The organism is Aneurinibacillus thermoaerophilus (genome assembly GCF_900099925.1).
In the GTDB taxonomy this organism is placed as follows: domain Bacteria; phylum Bacillota; class Bacilli; order Aneurinibacillales; family Aneurinibacillaceae; genus Aneurinibacillus; species Aneurinibacillus thermoaerophilus.
The window spans coordinates 1-15723 of record NZ_FNDE01000024.1 but is presented as its reverse complement, the minus strand read 5'-3'; the positions used below and the strand labels follow the sequence as shown (position 1 = coordinate 15723).

The 15723-nt window shown below is 45.6% G+C and carries 15 protein-coding genes and 1 pseudogene; 3 read left to right on the top strand and 13 right to left on the bottom strand.

What is annotated here, in order from left to right:
• Positions 1–33: 33 nt before the first annotated feature.
• From BLR88_RS12240 to BLR88_RS12215, 6 genes are read right to left on the bottom strand one after another with little or no spacing between them, the layout of a single operon-like run.
• Entirely contained in the window at positions 34–996 is a 963-nt protein-coding gene (locus BLR88_RS12240; protein ID WP_057897330.1) for a DUF979 domain-containing protein, read from the bottom strand.
• A 2-nt stretch (positions 997–998) separates the two neighbouring features.
• Positions 999–1706: a DUF969 domain-containing protein gene (locus tag BLR88_RS12235; RefSeq protein ID WP_057897329.1), complete on the bottom strand. Its 708-nt coding sequence runs from the start codon at positions 1704–1706 to the stop codon at positions 999–1001.
• A 42-nt stretch (positions 1707–1748) separates the two neighbouring features.
• Entirely contained in the window at positions 1749–2513 is a 765-nt protein-coding gene (locus BLR88_RS12230; protein WP_057897328.1) for a LamB/YcsF family protein, read from the bottom strand.
• A gap of 28 nt (positions 2514–2541) precedes the next feature.
• The gene (locus BLR88_RS12225) at positions 2542–3534 is read right to left on the bottom strand and encodes a 5-oxoprolinase subunit C family protein (RefSeq protein WP_057897327.1); all 993 of its coding nucleotides are present in this window, start codon (positions 3532–3534) and stop codon (positions 2542–2544) included.
• Positions 3525–4250, bottom strand: a complete 726-nt coding sequence (gene pxpB / locus BLR88_RS12220; RefSeq protein WP_091260783.1) for a 5-oxoprolinase subunit PxpB — start codon at positions 4248–4250, stop codon at positions 3525–3527. Before pxpB ends, BLR88_RS12225 begins: the two co-directional genes overlap by 10 nt.
• Before the next feature lie 17 nt (positions 4251–4267).
• Positions 4268–5026: an IclR family transcriptional regulator gene (locus tag BLR88_RS12215; RefSeq protein ID WP_091260781.1), complete on the bottom strand. Its 759-nt coding sequence runs from the start codon at positions 5024–5026 to the stop codon at positions 4268–4270.
• A 508-nt stretch (positions 5027–5534) separates the two neighbouring features.
• Here BLR88_RS12215 and BLR88_RS19585 point away from each other — a divergent pair.
• Positions 5535–5687 carry a hypothetical protein gene (locus BLR88_RS19585; protein ID WP_156423979.1) on the top strand — a complete coding sequence of 51 codons (153 nt, stop codon included), beginning with the start codon at positions 5535–5537 and terminating at the stop codon, positions 5685–5687.
• On the opposite strand, the gene BLR88_RS12205 is transcribed toward BLR88_RS19585, so the two are convergent.
• The 5 genes from BLR88_RS12205 to BLR88_RS12185 all read right to left on the bottom strand — a co-directional run bounded on the left by BLR88_RS12205 (position 5666) and on the right by BLR88_RS12185 (position 12431).
• The gene (locus tag BLR88_RS12205) at positions 5666–6886 is read right to left on the bottom strand and encodes an ABC transporter permease (RefSeq protein ID WP_091260779.1); all 1221 of its coding nucleotides are present in this window, start codon (positions 6884–6886) and stop codon (positions 5666–5668) included. The genes BLR88_RS19585 and BLR88_RS12205 overlap by 22 nt on opposite strands.
• Complete coding sequence (locus BLR88_RS12200; RefSeq protein WP_091260777.1) at positions 6887–8101, bottom strand: ABC transporter permease; 1215 nt, start codon at positions 8099–8101, stop codon at positions 6887–6889. It abuts the gene before it with no gap.
• 69 nt (positions 8102–8170) lie between these two features.
• A complete protein-coding gene (locus tag BLR88_RS12195) occupies positions 8171–9841 on the bottom strand; it encodes a DUF6583 family protein (protein ID WP_057897322.1) in 1671 nt (556 codons plus the stop codon).
• Positions 9819–10523: an ABC transporter ATP-binding protein gene (locus BLR88_RS12190; protein WP_057897321.1), complete on the bottom strand. Its 705-nt coding sequence runs from the start codon at positions 10521–10523 to the stop codon at positions 9819–9821. Before BLR88_RS12190 ends, BLR88_RS12195 begins: the two co-directional genes overlap by 23 nt.
• 555 nt (positions 10524–11078) lie before the next feature.
• Positions 11079–12431 carry a TrkH family potassium uptake protein gene (locus tag BLR88_RS12185; RefSeq protein ID WP_057897320.1) on the bottom strand — a complete coding sequence of 451 codons (1353 nt, stop codon included), beginning with the start codon at positions 12429–12431 and terminating at the stop codon, positions 11079–11081.
• A gap of 183 nt (positions 12432–12614) precedes the next feature.
• Here BLR88_RS12185 and BLR88_RS12180 point away from each other — a divergent pair, with 183 nt between their 5' ends.
• Positions 12615–13460, top strand: coding sequence for a polysaccharide deacetylase family protein (locus BLR88_RS12180; protein WP_057897319.1), 846 nt, complete (start codon positions 12615–12617; stop codon positions 13458–13460).
• Between the two features lie 133 nt (positions 13461–13593).
• On the top strand, positions 13594–13875 hold the full coding sequence (locus BLR88_RS12175; RefSeq protein WP_057897318.1) for a HesB/YadR/YfhF family protein: 282 nt from the start codon (positions 13594–13596) through the stop codon (positions 13873–13875).
• 180 nt (positions 13876–14055) lie between these two features.
• Here BLR88_RS12175 and BLR88_RS12170 read toward each other — a convergent pair whose 3' ends face one another.
• Positions 14056–15231 (bottom strand): dicarboxylate/amino acid:cation symporter, encoded by a 1176-nt coding sequence (locus tag BLR88_RS12170; RefSeq protein WP_057897317.1) that lies wholly within the window; start codon positions 15229–15231, stop codon positions 14056–14058.
• A 310-nt stretch (positions 15232–15541) separates the two neighbouring features.
• Positions 15542–15723: pseudogene (locus tag BLR88_RS12165) on the bottom strand (hypothetical protein); the annotation flags it as partial.

Below are 15723 nucleotides of genomic sequence, written 5' to 3'. Positions count from 1 at the left end.
GCTGCATCCCCTTATCGCCTTTTATTTAAATGACTAGAAATGATAAACAAGATAATACATTAACAGCATGTTAATAATAAAAACAGGAATTGCCGTCATCAATTGCGTTTTTACAACCGCATTCTTATCTTTCAGTTCAAGCAACATCGCTGGAACAATATTAAAGTTAGCAGCCATCGGTGTCATCAGCGTACCACAATAACCGGCAAACATACCAAGTGCAGCCATAATCGCCGGATTTCCACCATGCATATTCACAATAAGCGGAACTCCGATTCCCCCGGTGATTACGGCAAAAGCCGCAAACGCATTTCCCATTACTATTGTAAACAGCATCATGCCTAAACAATAAGCAGCTACAGCAACAAACGCATATTGAGTAGGCAGAATATCGCCCACAATACCGGATACTACTTCACCGATGCCCGCCTTCGCAAAAATACCACCAAGCGCAGCCAGCATTTGCGGCAAAATAACTGCCCAACCTACTGCCTGCATCAAACGGCTTCCTTCTGTCACTGGAACAGTCGCTTTTGCGCCCGTAATGCGCAACGCAGTTATCGTCGCAATAATCATAGCCAATCCCAGCGCAATCAACGTCACTTTTTTCGGATCAACTAACAAAACAGAACCAAAATTAATTTTATCAAGTGTAAATGTTCCGACAACTGTAAGAAGAGGAATTAAAATAGCAGGAATAAAGACCTTATTCTTCAAACGCTCAGCATGCCCTGCACGCTCTTCTACATCCGCTTCTTTTTCATTAGATTTTGTTACTTTGCCAATAGAGGCAAGTACAACCATGACTAAAACAAGATACCCAACATAAAGCGGCGGAATCTGATTGCCGAATAAAAAGGTTACAGCAAAAATTCCCCAGAACATACCCGAACCTATACGATTCGGATGATTTCTATCTAATGCTACACGAATCGCAATAAACGCAATAATAAGACCTGTCAAATAGTAAAGCGTATCTAATGTGAGCAATTTCATATTTACGCCCCTTTCTCATCCTGCTGAACAGACTCAGCATGACTGTTTTGTGCATCGTTTGCAATTCGTTTATCCAAACGATGAAAACGAATCCAACTTACAAAGAAAGCGGCCAATGCGGTAGGGATTCCCCATAACGCCATGTCCCATATGTCTACATCCATACCCAGAGAATCGAAAAATCCCTTCATGAGTAAAATGGCCCCTGTTGCAATAAAAATATCTTCACCAAAGAACCACCCTGTGTTTTCAGCTGTAGCTGCATAAGCTCTGATTTCACTTCTCGTCTTCTCTGAGATGTTACCATACCGCGCAACAGCGGCTCCTTCCGCCATTGGTACAATCAGCGGTCGTACCGCTTGTGCATGTCCACCGATATTCAATCCAATAGCCGCTGATGCTTCACGAATAAGCAAGTATGTTAGGAGTACACGACCTGTTGTCGCATTTTTTGCTTTTCTAATTAATGCTTCAGCCCTCTCTTTTAACCCGTACCGCTCAAGTACTCCAATTACAGGTAGTGATAACACAATGGCTAGGGACATGTACCGGTTTTCAACGAAAAACTTACCGAATAAGGCCATAACTTCATTCAAAGACATCCCTGATACTAAACCGGTTACAATGCCGGCCACCATAACAACTAGCAAGGTATTAAAACGAAAGGCAAACCCAAGTGCAACAACCAATATCCCTATTAACTTGATCATACGGTTACTCCCTTCTATGTTGTTATTAAAAAATAAATGTATCTACACCTCTCCAATAGCCTTCGCAATGACACCCGCATCCCCAAGAAGAGTGTGGAGCTGTTTCGCAAATTCATACGCATGTGCACCATCCCCATGAATGCAAACCGTATCCGCCTGAATATCAATATCCTGCTGCTGAACAGTATGCACTTTCCCTTCTTTAACCATACGGATAACCTGATATACAGCTTTTTCTGTATCTGTAATCAGTGCATTCGGTTCGCGTCGTGAAGTCAAGGAGCCATCAAGTTGATAGGTACGATCGGCAAATACTTCATTGGCTGTACGAAGCCCGATTCTTTCCCCCGCTTTCACCAGTTCGCTTCCAGAAAGCCCGAACAGAATCAAGTCAGGATCTACTTTGTATACCGCTTCAGCAATCGCTTCCGAAAGTGTCGGGCTTTTCGCGGCCATATTGTACAATGCTCCATGCGGTTTCACATGCTGCATCTTACCTCCTGCCGCTTTCACAAAGCCATACAGCGCACCCACTTGGTATACCACCATGTCATACGCTTCCTGCGGCGTAATATCCATATTGCGGCGGCCAAACCCTTCCAAATCCGGCAAACCCGGATGCGCGCCGATCGCTACACCTTTCTCAAGAGCCATTTCTACCGTCCGGCGCATAACAGCAGGGCCGCCGGCATGAAATCCGCAGGCGATGTTTGCGGAGGTCACAAACGACAGGATTGTCTCATCTGCTCCCATCTCATAAACGCCAAAACTTTCGCCCATATCACAATTGATATCTACTCTATACATGGTATTCCTCCTTACATCGTGTATCGTGCTACTGGTAGCGCAGGGCAATTCCCTGTTTTACCTGCTGAATCTGTTCCTCGCGGGTAAGATACAGCATCTCCGCTTCTTCCAAAGAAACTTCTTGAAACCGAATTTTCTCCCCTGGCTTTACCTGCGCAATAACGGGTAGGTCTACCGAAATAATCTGGGCGATCTTTGGATATCCGCCAACTGTTTGTCTGTCTGCCAGCAAGGCAATCGGTTGGCCTTCAGACGGTACCTGTATCGTTCCCGGCGCCACCGCTTCTGAAATCATTTCAAGGGGATCAGCAAGCGAAAGTTGCGGCCCCTGCAACCGATATCCCATCCGATCCGATTGTGGCGTCACCCGAAACGCGGAAGCAAAAAATTGCTGCCGGCTTTCCGGGGTAAAACAGTCAAACTGCGCGCCGCGGATCACCCGTACCACTGGATTTTTTCCGTATGCGGGAAAAACCTCAGAGCTTATCGTCCAGTCCGCTGATCTTCCTCCTGCCGCGGCCAGCATCCGCATTTGCCAGGCCCCCCATTCGGATGGCTCCCCAAATTCCAACCTATCTCCTTCCTGCAATGCCCTACCCTTATATCCTCCAATGTGCGCACGTAAATATGTACTGCGGCTTCCTAATACCTTCTCTACATTAAAACCGCCTGCCACCGCCAGATACGCTCGGCACCCGGACGTGCAACCTCGGAATGCAAGCACGCTTCCACCTCTCACATATACTGGCCGCCATAACAAAATCGGCTTGCCATCTACTTCCGGTGACAAATCAGCGCCGCAGATCGAGATAAGTGTATCGGATTCAAATTCCAGGCGCGGCCCCATCAGCGTAATTTCCAGTGCGGCAGCGTTTTCCTCATTGCCAACAAGCAAATTCGCCATTCTAAGCGCAAACGGATCCATCGCTCCGCTTGCAATAATCCCCTGCTTCTGAAATCCGTAACGACCTAAGTCCTGAATGGTAGTCAACAATCCGGGCCTGAGCACTTTTATCCGCATGCGCCCCTCTCCTTCCATTCATCATACTCCTGCCGGGAAATAGCCCGGAAACGAATCCGATCCCCTGCCTTAAGCGGTGTCGGCGGATCACTGTCCGGCATGAACAACGGAAGCGGCGTACGGCCAATAAGCTGCCAACCTCCAGGTGTTGCAATCGGATACACGCCTGTTTGCTTACCAGCAATGCCAACAGAACCGACCGGAATTGACAGGCGCGGCGATGAACGGCGCGGTGTGGCGATTTGTTCCGGCATTCCCCCAAGATAAGGAAATCCTGGCGCAAAACCAATCATGTATACAAGGTACTCAGCACTGCTGTGAATACGGATAACATCCTCCGGAGTCAGCCCATTGTGTTCGGCTACAAACCCCAGATCCGGCCCGAACTCACCGCCGTAGCATACCGGAATTTCAATAACGCGCGTTTTTTCCACTGTCTTATCCTGTAATTCAGATAAAATATTTTCCAGCATGGCGCGCATCTTTTGATAAGGCGAAACAAATGTCTTCGTTTCCGCTCCGCTGTTAGCCAATACGCGGCATGGATCATAAAACACCGTCACCGTCGTAAATGCGGGTATATATTCTATCATGCCTGGAAGCGGATGCCGCGTCAGATATTCGGATAACGCCCGAACTTTACAATGGGTTTCTTCATTAATCACACTACCCAATTCAACGACAATAGCGGCGTCTCCGAGGGGAAATAATTTCATGCGTTTCACCTCGCTCGTTATTCATCCCTCCAGCCCAATTGCAGGGAAATCTCCCGGGCGGTTTGTTTAATCTTTTTAATAAGCGGAGGTAGTTTATCAGGCGCATAATGGGCCTCAAGCCCAGCCATGCTTAATCCGGCCACCACTTCTCCTTTATGATTGTAAATCGGGGCCGCCACAGCCGCTGAATGATCCTCTAATTCCGAATAGCTAACGGAGTACCCGTTTTTCTGCGACTCGACAATCACCTGGCGCAAACGCTCTTTATCTGTAATTGTTCCGGAAGCAATCGCTTTCAATTCTGTTTGTGCAATATATTGTTCAGCTTCTTCCGGTGGCATAAACGCCAGCAAGATTCGTGAACATGCCCCGGCGTACAGCGGAGAGCGGCGCCCTACACGCGTATAGAGACGAACCGGTTTTTTTGTATCCACTTTCTCGATATAAATCGCTTCATTTCCTTCACGCACAATTAAATTGACCGCCTCTCCCATTTCATCGCGCAACTTGTGCATAAAAGGAAGCGCAACTTGCCTAATATCAAGCCGATCAGCCACAAGCTGTCCAAGTTTTATAAAAATTAGACCCAGCCTGTACTTACCGTCTATGTCGCGCGTAAGCAACCCCATTTCTTCTAACGATTTCACCTGACGATAAACGGATGTTTTTGGGATATTTGAAATTTCTACCATCTCTTGCAGCGTAAGCCGGTCATGCTCATAAAATAACTTTAGAATTTCAAGCGATTTAACAACTGTTTTGTTTCCGCCCATCAAATCCCCCTGTTCCGAATTTCGGAACTACAATTCCGAATTTGTTTATTTATCTGTTATCATAAAATTATCTGAATAAAAACGCAAGAGGTAAATTTTCTTTGTATAATCCATAGTTGTTGGTATAAAGCAAAAAACTATAATAAATAACAAAACAGAGCGGGAAAGCTGCTATGTCAAAGTCAACGTGACTCTATGCTATCTTTTTATGAGAGGGAAAGATACAGTGACAATTACTACGCACTGGAGGATGATTTTGAGGACTTGCTGGATGTACAGAGGAAAGCGTTTCCTCCGCCTTTCCCGGAAGAATTATAGTAGAGCCGTGAACAAATCAAAGCACATGTCGAGATGTTCCCCGAAGGGGCTATGCTAGCAGAATGGAAAGGCAAAGTTGGCAGATCAGCCACATCCCTTATCGTTCAATATGACGGTGAACTTCATGCGTGGGCGAAAGTATCGAATCATGGATATATAAGAAATAGCCATAATCCAGACGGGGACAGCTTGTATGGTATCGACGTTTGCGGACACCGCTTTTGTCAAAGCGGTGCCGATAAAAATCGCTTCTTTGCAGGAAGTCAACAAAGCCCGGAAAGAAGAGACGTACTTGTTAGCAATCCGCGAAGGAAAAGGGATATTTTACCCGGCAAAAACCCGGTAACGGATGACGTAGAAGCTCCACACCAACAGAAACACTCCGATACCTGCCAACGTTCCAGCAGTTTGTGTAACCTGGCCTATACTATAATCATTAACGAGCAGCGCCTTCATCCCGTCCAACGCCCATCCCTGTGGCGTCAACAGTGATAACGTTTTAATCCATCCATTCAACGGAAGAAAAGGCCAAAAACAACCGCCTACAAAACCTGTCAGCAAAGCCAGAAGCGGTGCGGTGGTCTGCAATTGCTGCGGCGTCGGCAGCAACGTTGCAAAAAGCATACTAAGTCCAATAACAGCAAGAATATAAGCGCCAAGAATAATAGATTGCAGCGGATGGTATAGCAGGCTTGCATCAAACCAAAAACGCGCCACAGCTTCGCACAGCGCCGCTAGAAATACAGATAACGTGAACAGCATGGCAATGTTGCCCAGATAGAAGGTTCGAAACATGCCCGGAACGGACATCATCCGTTTCAGCGTACCGTTTTCTCGTTCTTCGATCAGCCACCTGCTGTGCAGCGCCACGAACATCATCATAAACACCAAAAGTGCGCCAATTCCAGTTAATGCCGCTACGGATACACGGGTCAGGCGCGTAACAGACTGCACACCCCCGGCCTGCATCTCTTTGTAATTAATTGTCATCAACGGTTTCGGAGTCCACTGGGAATCAGCATACTTCCATACCCGCTCCCATAACCTCTCCGGTTCATTACTCGTCAGCCCGTAGAGCCTGTACCATTCCTCTGCGCGATTTGCCGCGCCTGTATTGGCAGACAGACGCATAACTTCACTGCCTAGCATCTCGCCAAGAATCCCATAAGACAATGAACCGGGGTTTTTTACCATTTTGATCGTCTTATCCGTCTCTTCTTCCAATACCGCATCCTGAAAACCTTTCTGTATGACGAACGCCGCTTCTACCCGGTAGTTTTCTACCAGACGATAGGCCTCGTCACTGGTCACGCGAAGTACTCGAATTCCTTCTTTTCGGGCAAAGCGATCAACGATCAGCCTGGAATATTCACTATTGTCCTCGTCCGCCACCGCTACTGGAATCACCGGCTCTTTCCGAAAGCTCTGGGTCGCCCCCAAAATAAACACAAACAGAACCGGAAACAAAAGCAATAACACAAGAAACATCTTATCCTGTAAAATCAATCGCATACGCAACCATAAAACTTGTAGTACCCCGTACATCTATTTCCTCCCGGTCAGGGGCAACAGCACGACCGCCGCCACAAGCAATGCTCCGCCTATGGCTAACAGCATCATTGTTTCGGGCCATACCGATAAAGAATGATTCCCCGAAAAAACTTTTAACATCCCGTGCATCGCCCACTTGTTAAATGTAAAGTCACTCGCTGTCTGCAGGCTTTCCGACAGGGAAAAAAGCGGATAAATATTACCGCCGATCAGCGCCAGAAAAAACGTTCCCACATAACCGAGCAATTCCGCTCCTCTGGAAAAAAGGCCGATCACCGCAAGCAAGAACGACCATGTCGCAACCGAAAATGCCGTACCGAAAAACACAAGAATAAAAGACAACGGCGCCGCGCCAAGATAATTTTTAAACATGAGGCTGGCCATCCCTACAATGAGCGCCGTTTGCAACAAAAGCAAAAGAAACATGGCGATAAATTTTCCGACATACAAAGATAAAACCCCGCCCGGAAGCGTCCGGAAGCGATCCAGCACACCCAGTTCCTTTTCTTCCGCAAGCAAACGACTGCCGCGAACGCCAAGAAAACTGACAAATACTATGGTCAGCGCCGCCGTAAAATACTCGGGAAAACTCACATCGGGGATCGTGGCGAGCGTCACCTCATCATAAATTTCATTGCGACCTAGCGCCCTCGTCATAAAATCAAACACACTCTCTTTTAAAATGCGGTCGAGTTGCTGGGGGGTAGCACCTCCGTCACGCGCCGCATACCAGACCGCCTTCACGCCGCTCTGTCCGGCCGACAAATCATTCGTCGCACTGATTAGCTGATTCTTTGCCTGATCGGCTTGTACCTTTTGGCTTCTATTTCCAATAAAGGTCACCGGGAAATTATCCCCGCTGTATAGGCTTGCTGTAAACCCTTTAGGAATAATAATGCAGCCAGCGATTTGGTTCTGCGCCAGCATATCCATTGCGCGCTTCCTGTCCACACGGTGCACAGTAATAAATCCTTTCATGTAGTCCAATTCTTCTAGCTGCTGGCTAATCATCTGCGTGTTTAACGTTTGGTCTTCGTCGACAAACGCGATCGCAAACGTCTGACTGTAACGGCTGGAAAACAAGTATGGAGACAACGCCTGCGCAAAAAGCCAGATAAAAAAAAGCGGCATCAGGAAAAGCAGCAGGGCCGCCTTTTTATCTCTCCAGTACAACATCCATTCTTTCAAAATAATGGTGATAAGTCGCAAGATGAAAACCTACCTGTATACAAATTCGGGAAGGCACCTTATCGGTCCCTTCCCGTTGCTCTTTTTTCCTTACTGTACCATATTTCCGGCCCCTGGCGGCATAATGCCAAGTTGCTGGAATAATTGCATGTTCTTCATCACGTACTGGCCGACACTGCTCTGGATTTCCTGCTGAATTTGCATCATTTGCTGATCCGTCAGCGTTGCCAGATTAATGCTATTCTGTACACCCAGCGCCGGAAGCTTTACTTCTCCTACATCGAACTTCTCATCGTTCTTAATAGTAAACCCTATTTTTTTCGGCATCGTCGGATCATTTTTCGGCAGATTGATTTCTACTTTGTAGTCGGCTGCACGTGTTTTATCCTTGTCGTTCTCCGTTGTCGCTCCTTTCCATGCCAGCGCGATCGGATCCGTATTGTTGCCATTGACATACAGCTTAATATTTACGTCCTGATTTTCCTTGTTTCCATCTTTGGCAAGCGTAAAATCAGCATCCGCTTTAAAATCGGACATAGGAGTGTTGCCCATTTTTTCGGTTACATTCAATTTTACATTGCCTTTGCTGTTGTCACCGTCTTTTTTGTTTACATATGTGATGGTAAAGATGCTTTCCCTATCTCCTGACTTCGTAGAAGACACGTTAAAAACAACACGATCCTGCTTCTCGTTGTCTTGGAAACTAGCAAGTTTTAGGACATCTTTTTGGCCGGCGTTTTTGTTGTTAAATTCAATCGTACGGCTCAAAATATTATCATTTCTGTCCACGTATACGATCATTTTTACCCCGTCACCAAAATCAGCCTTATTAAGGGAGCGATCCGTTTCCTCTTTAAACTCAGCGAACTTCTTCTTGAATTCTTCTTTACTCAGCTTTGGCAGATCCTCTTCCGATCTCCCACTACCTGTTAATTCAACTAATTTTTGATAACGAGGATAAAGAAGATCCTGTAATTTTTCGTCCTTGGAAATTTTTTCAACAATGTTTTTCATAAGCTGTTTGTATTGTTCAGGAGTGAATGTTACTGTAATTTCTCTGGCAGCCAATTTCACGCCGTTCTCTTCGAACGTCGCGCCTTTTTTCACGCTTACTTGCTCGTCTTTAATGCTATCAGCGTAAAGCTTGGCATACTCACGTATAATCGGCTTTAATTCTTTGCTCGGAATCTGGATCAGTTCCACATATTCTTTTTGGGAAGGTATTTTATCCGGAATGTCCATGTCGTATTTTTGCTTGATAACTGCTTTGTCTTTCCAGTTGAAGTAACCGTATTTGTTATACAAAGCCGGAGCACCAAAGGCTAGTTTCTCAGCATCATAGAAAAATTCGGCACCAATAAGATTGCTGTTTTTAACGTTGAAATTAACTTTCACGTAATTTTTCTTGTTTGTGTCATCCATCTTCGATTCCATGATCAACCTGGAATCTTTGAGAAGGTCCATGACTTTCTGAACTTGCGGATCCGGAACTTCCATATCTATATTTAGATTGGAAATTTCCATCTTCTGTTCCACGGCCCCTTCTAGGTAAGGAGCGATGTACTCATTGTATTGCTTGTTGTACTCTTCCACTTTCTTGGATAGGTTGTTCATCTCTTTCGCTTCTGCTTCTAAATAAATCGTTTTGTTGCTTTTGAATACGTCAAAAAACGCATACGCGAAGTAAGCGCCGAAAGCGACCAGCAATACGACGACAACCGCAATAATCACTGATTTTTTACTCTTTTTCTTCGTCTCCATATTGTTCCCCCTCCAATTCATGTTGCACCTCTTGTGGTGTACCAACGGCGACCAATCGCCCCGATTTCAGAACGCCGATTCGATCACAAGCCTTCATTTCTTCAAGATGGTGGCTTGTATACAAAATCGTGCACCGCCGCTCGCTTATTTCCTTTAAAGCTTTTAAAATGTGTTTCCTGGAGCCGACATCTACTCCCGCCGTCGGTTCGTCAAGAATCAGCAGCTTAGGCCGATGCAGCAGCGCCACACCAAGATTAAGCCGTCGCTTCATACCGCCGGAGTACGCTTCGACGCGCTCACGAATTCTGTCGCGCAAATGGATGATTTCCGCCACCTCATCCATGCGCTGTGCAAGTTCTTTTCCACGCAGACCGTACATCCTGCCCCAAAAGGCCAAGTTATCAATGCCACGCAAGGAAGGATACAGCGCCAGTTCCTGCGGCACATACCCGATTTGTTGTTTGGCCTGAGAGCCAAGCATATGGACGGACTGTCCGCCAATAAGCACTTCTCCACTGTTTGGCTTCATGACAGCCGCGACAATAGAAAGCAATGTCGACTTGCCCGCACCATTGTGACCCGCGACTCCAAACATTTCTCCTTCTGCAATTTCCAGATTTACCTCTTGCAGCACTTGTTTTTTTCCATACCGCTTGCTTACATTGCGAATGTTTACAAACACACTGTCTTCCTCTTCCCTCTCAAAATCTGTGCATGGCTAGTAGTTGCACGGCCGCCTGCCCCGACCAAAATTGGCTTTACTGCATATGATTCTTTCCCGGTAAACCGGTTCTCGAAATAGGTCGAAAACATATAGCACCCAATCGTGTTTTGCTCTTCTTCTGTGAAGAATTCTCCACCCCTCGTACAGGCTCTATATCAGTCTCTATAGCACTTTCGTCTAGGCGATACATGCGGAGAGTGGATTGCTAATACTTTCATAAATACCATAACAGAAATCTTCTACTACACAAGATGTCTTTTCACAGACCATCCCATCTTTCACAAAATAATCGCAAGCTTATCTTTAGCGATTAAATCATACAGTAAAATACCGAGAACCTCTTCGTCTCATCCAGCATTCAGTATTCCAGTCGACTCCCTCTATTTCCTCCCTTCTCTTTATTTACAACATCATATACGGATACGCGCAAGAAAAAGTTCCTCATTTTCCCTCTTTTAGTAATTTAGACAGAAAAAGAAAACGCCTGATAAACACCTATTTTCCTAGTAGCTTTTAGCCTATAATAATCTTTTCTTTTGGATAATGGACGTCCGCTGTTGATTTGCCCGAAGTAAAACTTGACAAGAACGGCATCATGCCAATTCGGCCTATATACATCAAAAGCACCAATATTATTTTGCTGCTGTAAGACAAACCGCTTGTAATCCCAACGGAAAGGCCACATGTGCCAAACGCGGAGCATACTTCAAATATAACATGTACCAACTCAAACCTTTGATCCTCTAACATATGCACAACTAACGTGCCGCCTGTCACAAGCATCAAGGCTGTTACAAAAAACACAAAACTTTTAATAATGTCCTCCTGTCGAATGGAACGGCCAAACACACGCACCTCGCTCCGGCCACGCGCAAACGTAACAATCATCAAAATCACAACCGCAAGCGTTGTTGTGCGGATGCCTCCTCCCACACTGGAAGGACTGGCCCCGATAAACATCAAGATGGAGGTGACAAACTGGCTTCCCACGCTTAACTCCGATACATCAACCGTCGTTAATCCGGCACTACGTGCAGTAACTGAAAGAAATAAAGAATGGAAAAACTTCTCATACCAGGACATTTCAGCAAAATATCGTGAATCTTCTGTAATCCAGATTACAAGCATGCCCAACACAAGCAGCACCAGAAACGTCACAGTCGTAATCTTCGTATACAAGGAAAAGCGAAACCGATTATGGCCACCGAACAAATATTCACGAACTTCAACCAGTACCGGGAAACCGATGGCACCAAGAATGATGAGAAGCATGGTTACCGATTGAACAAAGTAGTCATGAGAATAGTCAATCAGCGAATTGCCAAAAAGATCAAACCCTGCGTTCGTATACGTCGAAATCGAATGAAAAACCGCATAATAAAAAGACGCATAAAACGTATCGTAATAACCAGCAAAATAGAAATACAGTCCGAAAATCAGTGTTCCTACCGCTTCAAACAACAGCGTCATCCCAAGCACCAGCTTCATCAGCTGCACCAAACCAGACAGATTGTACCGGTTCTGGTCGATCATAATCAACCTGCGCTGCGAAAGCCCTATGGGCGCACCGAACAAAATCCAGAAAAATGTGCCCAGCGTCATTACGCCGATTCCACCGATTTGAAAAGCTAGCATCAAAACAAAAGAACCGAATGTACTAAATGTGTCCGCTGTGCTGACTGTCGTAAGCCCAGTCACGCTCACCGCACTTGCAGCGGTAAACAAAGCATCTATCAATGACAGGTTGACCCCCGGTTTTACACTGATAGGCAACATCAATAGCCCGGTAATGATCACAATGGCTGTAAAATAAGCGCTGACAATAATTTGCGTTGGAGAAAGTTTATATACGTATTTACGCAGCATGTCTTTTGCCCCTTATTCCTGTTACATCAGATGAATATTACAGATTTTCCTCACGCTTGTCAAATCAATACGCTTGAGCGTCATGAGAGAGAAGCCTCCGACATACATATCTAAACATAAGCGTTCAGAGAAACGGAGGCGACCCTCATTAGAAACGCGATTACAGTCGGTATCGTCTTTTTTATGTTGTTCATTCTGTACGCGTCCGTGCAGGCAAAGGCACACTATGACACACTGCGCATGCTTGAGCAGATCCAGCTCGAAAACCAGAAATTACAACGGGTAAACGAAAATCTACGAAATGAACTGAAAAAAAAGCAGCAAGAATTAGAAAAAGCGAAACAAGCGCAAAACAATAACACTAAAGTAGCATACCTTACATTTGACGACGGTCCATCCACCAATACAGAAGAAATTCTCGCAATTCTGGATCGCTATAAGATAAAAGCGACATTTTTCGTTATCGGCAACAACAGCGAATTCGGTAAGCAAATGTATCGGCGCATCGTAAGCAAAGGGCACGCGCTCGGCCTGCACTCCTACTCGCACGAATATCGTAATATTTATACTTCTGCCACCGCTTTCCACAGTGACATGGAAAAACTCAGACAGCTGATATACAAAGCAACCGGCCAAAAGCCCAAAATTATGCGTTTCCCCGGCGGTTCCAATAATCACATTAGCCGCAAATACGGCGGACATTCCTTAATGCAAATCCTTATCCAACAAAGCGTACAGAAGGGCTATAAGTACTTCGATTGGAATGTTGATTCCCAGGATGCCAAACGAAAAGTCCAACCACGCGACGTTATTATTCAATCCGTGATGAAGGAAAGCCGAAACAAGAAAAAAATTATCGTCTTAATGCATGATTCGCAGATCAAAGTCACCACCGTTCAAGCGCTGCCAGCTATTATTACAGAGTTAAAAAAACAGGGCTTCTCGTTTGATATATTAAGCGATACATCTTTTACCTATCATTTTACTTTAGAACCCCCTACTTCTAAGCGAGGTGGAAGTGGTAGGTAGTTCACTAAGTCAACTCATTTGCTTGTTATCCTCCTTTACCCGGCATACGTAAGAGCCAGACAATAAATAAGCGCAAGGAATATGGTACAATAAAAAATACACGCATTGCCGCAAAACAAAGGAGGCATGAAGCATGAAGCTAATTATCGACCCTGCGGCCATGGAATGGTTCCGCAAAGAAATGGATGTGAAAAAAGGGGACGCCGTCCGCTTTTTTGTCCGTCTAGGCGGTTGCAGTACTGTGCAAAGCGGATTTTCGCTTGGCATTGCCAAAGAACAGCCGAAAGAAATCGGCGTTTCTACCGTGGAAGGCGGCATTACATTCTATATCGAAAAAGAAGACGCCTGGTATTTAAATAATTCCGACCTTGTCGTAACATACAACAAAGAACGGGATGAAATCGAATTCCGTTAAGAAACGGCCGGAATGCCGACTTCACGGGCGGTCACCGCGCCGTACAACAACAAACTGCCTGACCCTATAGTCTATCCTCGTTTACTACATGGAAAAAAAGCATATGCTGCTTTATCACTGTAAAGCAGCATATGCTTTCCTGCTATCTATCACAAAAAACAAAAAACCGAAGCTCTTTGTTTATTCTTGCGGTGTCAATTTGTGTCCAGAAATCTTGTTAACCATAAGCGCAATCGCGCCGTCGCCCGTTACGTTGCACGCAGTGCCAAAGCTATCCTGTGCAAGGTATAGCGCAATCATTAATGAAAGCAGCGTCGGATCAAAATGCAGCATCGATTGGAGCAAGCCGAGAGCCGCCATCACTGCACCGCCTGGCACGCCCGGGGCTGCTACCATAGTTATACCAAGCATCAAAATAAACGGGAATAACGCACCAAACGAAGTATTCATGCCGTTCAGCATCATAACCGCCATCGAGCAACTGACCAGCGTAACCGTACTTCCTGACAAATGAATGGTCGCGCAGAGCGGTATTACAAAATCAGCAGAGCCCTCATGCACACCGTTCTTTTTGGTCTGGCGTAACGTTACGGGAATGGTCGCTGCGGACGATTGGGTGCCGATTGCAGTAAAATACGCCGGCATCATATTTTTAAGCATTCTAAGCGGATTGGCTCCCGCTATCGCGCCACCGAACGTGTACTGCAACAACAGGATGACAATATGCAGAATAATAATCATTACAAACACTTTGGCAAATACGGACATAATCATTGCCACTTGTCCAGCGTATGTCATATTCGCGAAAATTCCCATAATATGCAGCGGAAGCAGCGGAATAATAATATTCCGGATCAATTTCTCCACAATTTGCTGAAAGTCATTCATTAGATTCTTTAGGGTATCGCCTTTAATTGCGGCGATACCGAGACCAAGCGTAAACGCGAGCAGTAGCGCCGTCATTACTCCCATAACAGGAGGCATGTCCACTTTGAATAACGGCGGTACCAGCGCTTCTTCCGGATTTTTCGCGTTCAAGTGCATGCTGCCGACTTCCAAAATGTTGGGAAGTACAACAGCGCTCGTAACATAGGCGATAAGTCCAGCCACAATCGTAGAAACGTAAGCGATCCCTGCGGTAATCGCCAGCAGCTTGCCTGCGCCTTTTCCTAATTCGCCTATGCCCGGTGCAACAAATCCAATAATGATGAGCGGAATGACAAATCCCAGAAAATTACCAAAAATACTGTTAAAAGTCGCGGTAATTTTGATCACCCACTGCGGACTAACCATTCCAATAAAAATACCCAATAGAATTGCCGCAATTAACCTTGGTAAAAGACCGAATCTTTTCATTTTTATGTTCCTTCCAAACTAATTTACATATAAAATATTATTTATATAATTTGTTCTCCCACAGTATACAATAGTTTATACAGGAAGGACAATAGATAATTTATTGATTTAATAATATTATTTATATATGAACCTTCCCCACTTACCATACCATAGGTTGAAGTGGGGGTTTCTGAACTATCCACCTCGGTAGAACAGGCGATCAGCGGGTTGTCGCTGATCTCACAGACACGTGCCGTCTGCGAGGGGAATCATTCAGCAACACACCCTTACGGGCGTGGGTCGGAACAAACCATCTACTACTTCTCGCTTAGGCGATCCGTAGATACGTGGGTTTCTGAATTTCAAACGGCAAGGACTGAATCCGGTTTTCATACAACACTTTGGACAGTAGATTCGCCGCACCGTGAATGTCCCGATGTTGGGTATAGCCGCACCACGCACGTTCTTTTTCGCCCCGCAAACCGGACAGGTTTGCGATGTATAACGTTC